This is a genomic window from Bradyrhizobium hipponense (genome assembly GCF_008123965.1).
GTDB classification, from domain to species: domain Bacteria; phylum Pseudomonadota; class Alphaproteobacteria; order Rhizobiales; family Xanthobacteraceae; genus Bradyrhizobium; species Bradyrhizobium hipponense.
The window spans coordinates 1-3015 of record NZ_VSTH01000274.1; the positions used below are offsets into that span (position 1 = coordinate 1).

Sequence of the window (3015 nt, forward strand, 5' to 3'; positions counted from 1 at the left end):
AAGAAAACGCTGACCTAGTACCTCTGCACAGAGGTTTTGACGGGTTGGCGGGGCAGCATTGCTGCCTAACGTCTTGGTCCAGTGAGGGGCAGTCTGCCTTGGATGGACCGCAGGGCCACGGGCTGCGGTGACGCTACGTTGATTTGATGGCCGGTGTACCCCAGATAGCTGCCGACTTGATGCAGCGCCGCAGGTCGGCAGCCCTGGGCCAAACTCGGAAATGGCTCGCGTCGTAAAATCGCGTTACACTGCGAACCGAAGGCACATTTTTTACTCGATCCTGACCGGCTTTCTTCCCGATGTCCTAAAGCCTATCTTGGTTGAAAAGACACGAGAGGCAGCGAAATGCTACCGGCACCAATCACTTATTGCTTCTACCGTTGTCGCGGGCTCTGCCTTCACATTTGGATCGTCGCGACTTTCGCAATCATGATGGCCTCCGCTCCACTGCAGGCTTCAACAGCATCAAAAACGTCAGCGTGCGGATACCTCGCTGGTCTAATTGATAAGGCACCGCCATCAGGGCCGTTGTTCCTGCCCAGCTATCCGACCGTCGAATCGGGGCCTCTGCATGGCGCCGCCTACCTCTATGACAATGCGGTAGCCGCCATCGCATTGGTCGGTTGCGGTGAGCAAGACAAAGCGTATCGGATTGGCTCGGCGATTCTCTGGGCCATCGACAACGACCGCACCTGGCATGATGGACGGCTCAGGAACGCTTACGCCGCGGGTGTGGTGGCGAATGGCCCCGTCAAACTTCCAGGGTGGTGGGACAATACTCAGAACAAATGGTTAGAGGATCGATATCAGGTAGGCAGCGATGTTGGTAACATGGCATGGGCCATGTTGGCGTTGCTGTCGATTGATGATGTGAACACCGGCTCTCGGTTCCGCGATGGTGCAGCACGGCTTGGCGCCTGGGTCGCGCAATGGGTCGATACGCGCGCTACTGGCGGTTTCACGGGTGGTACGTTTGGGCACGAACCGACGCCGGAAGTGCGGACGTGGAAATCGACTGAACATAATACTGACCTCGCCGCCGCGTTTGGCCTTCTTGCGATCCGTACAGGCGATTCGCGCTGGCGCGATAAGGCAACGGTTGCTGAGTACTTCGTAAATACGATGTGGGATCCGGCATGCGCCTGTTTCGCCGCAGGTACCGCTGAAGACGGTGCCACGCACAATCCGATTTTGGCTCTGGATGCCCAGGTCTGGCCTTCAATGGCGCTCCCCGGAGCGGCCGAGAAATTTGCATCGGCAATTACTACCGCCGAACAGCGAATGAGTGTCGACGAGGGCTTTTCCTACGGTGAAGACCGAGACGGTGTGTGGACCGAAGGGACGGGCCAAATGGCTCTCTTGTTGAAATTGCTTGGCAGGACTGGGAGGGCAAAGTCGTTGATCGCTGTCATTGAATCCCAGAGGTTGCCGGATGGTGGGTTGTATGCCACAACTGTCCGCGAGTTACCGACTGGGTTCGTGTTGGACACCGATCCGACCAAGCCGCGACTCTATTTCCGATTGCCACATCTTGGCGCAGCTTCGTGGGCTGCCCTCGCGGAACGTGGGTTCAATCCCTTTACGGTGACTAAAGGACTTCCGTAGTTGAGCCGCAGTGCTTCTCGTCTCGGCCGTTTCGGTCTGTTTTGATTTCGATATATCCGCAAAGGGTCAAAAGCGCCGGTCGGAAGTAGGCCAGTCAATTCCGGTCTATCCCGATAAGCAGACCAGTTCGGGGAGCCAACCTCGTCCTTCGTAGGCGTTCGACGCGCCGTTGCCGCTACCTGGTGCGGCGCCTATAAGCTCGTTAGCTCGATCTTGAGCCTCCTCGAACGAGCGCTGCCGGTCTGGCCGGCTCCGCCAGAAGCCAAGGAGCCACTATGAACGCGAACTGGCCGGAAATCCCGTTCACTGCATGGCGCGAAACCTGTTCCGCCCTTCATTTGTACTCTCAGGTGGTCGGCAAGTATCGGCTCGCGAGGACGCCGTGGATCAACCATTCCTGGCATGCGACCTTCTACGTCAACGCGCGCGGACTGACCACGTCACTGGTCCCGGACGCGACAGGAATCGAGATCATTTTCGATCTCGTCAGTCACGCAGTGATCGGGAAAGCAGCGAACGGACGGAGGGCGGAGATTCCGCTCGGGCCGATGTCCGTTGCCGAGTTTCACGCCCGGTTTCGTGAACTGGTTGGACAACTTGGCGGTACACCGGAGTTCGATGATCGGCCCAACGAAATACCCGATGCGATTCCTTTTCGGGATGACGGGCATGCGAGGCCGTACGATGCTGAGGCCGTGACGCGTTTCTTCCGCGCCCTCGTTGCCGTGAGCCGCGTGCTTGGTCGATTTCGAACAGGGTTCATTGGAAAGGTCAGTCCGGTTCATCTCTTTTGGGGTAGCTTCGATCTCGCCGTGACCCGGTTCTCCGGGCGCCTTGCCCCACTTCACCCGGGCGGAGTTCCGGGATTACCGGACGCAGTGACACGCGAGGCCTACAGCGATGAAGTTTCCTCCGCGGGCTTTTGGCCTGGCGGTGGTGGAATAGACTTTCCCGCGTTCTACTCCTACGCCTATCCTGCTCCGAAAGGTTTTGCTGACGCCCAGGTTGCGCCGAAGGGAGCATATTTCGATCAGAAGCTTGGGGAGTACCTTCTGCCTTATGAAGTTGTGCGCCAATCACCCGAACCGGAAGCGACGCTTATGGCGTTTCTGGAAAGCACTTACCGCGCCGCAGCCGATCTCGGAGCTTGGAAGCGTGATGTGCTCGAATGTCCTATAGGTCGACCGCTGCAACCACGATCGCTGACGCGACGAAATTCTTAAACCGGTGAATTAGTATGCTACTTTTGATATAGTCGCCACATATGCAGCACCAGAGCTCGCGCCCAATGCCATTGATCAACAAAGTCGCGTTTAGCTTTGCGGGGCTGAAGGGCATCGGGTCAGATGCTCCGCGATTTCCGCTAATGGGATGGTCCGGCCGTGCTCCGGCCCCGCCAGTGCGAGAAGC

At 58.0% G+C, this 3015-nt stretch carries 2 protein-coding genes; both read left to right on the forward strand.

Annotated features, from left to right (window positions below):
• The first annotated feature begins 528 nt into the window (after positions 1 to 528).
• Positions 529 to 1605, forward strand: coding sequence for a hypothetical protein (locus tag FXV83_RS41765; protein ID WP_148745816.1), 1077 nt, complete (start codon positions 529 to 531; stop codon positions 1603 to 1605).
• Positions 1606 to 1880: 275 nt separating this feature from the next.
• Positions 1881 to 2828 (forward strand): DUF5996 family protein, encoded by a 948-nt coding sequence (locus FXV83_RS41770; RefSeq protein ID WP_148745817.1) that lies wholly within the window; start codon positions 1881 to 1883, stop codon positions 2826 to 2828.
• Positions 2829 to 3015: the final 187 nt, after the last annotated feature.

What these genes read in the sequence shown, in the direction of transcription:
- FXV83_RS41770 (WP_148745817.1), top strand. Translation starts at nt 1,881, where the DNA reads ATGAACGCGAACTGGCCGGAAATCCCGTTCACTGCATGGCGCGAAACC.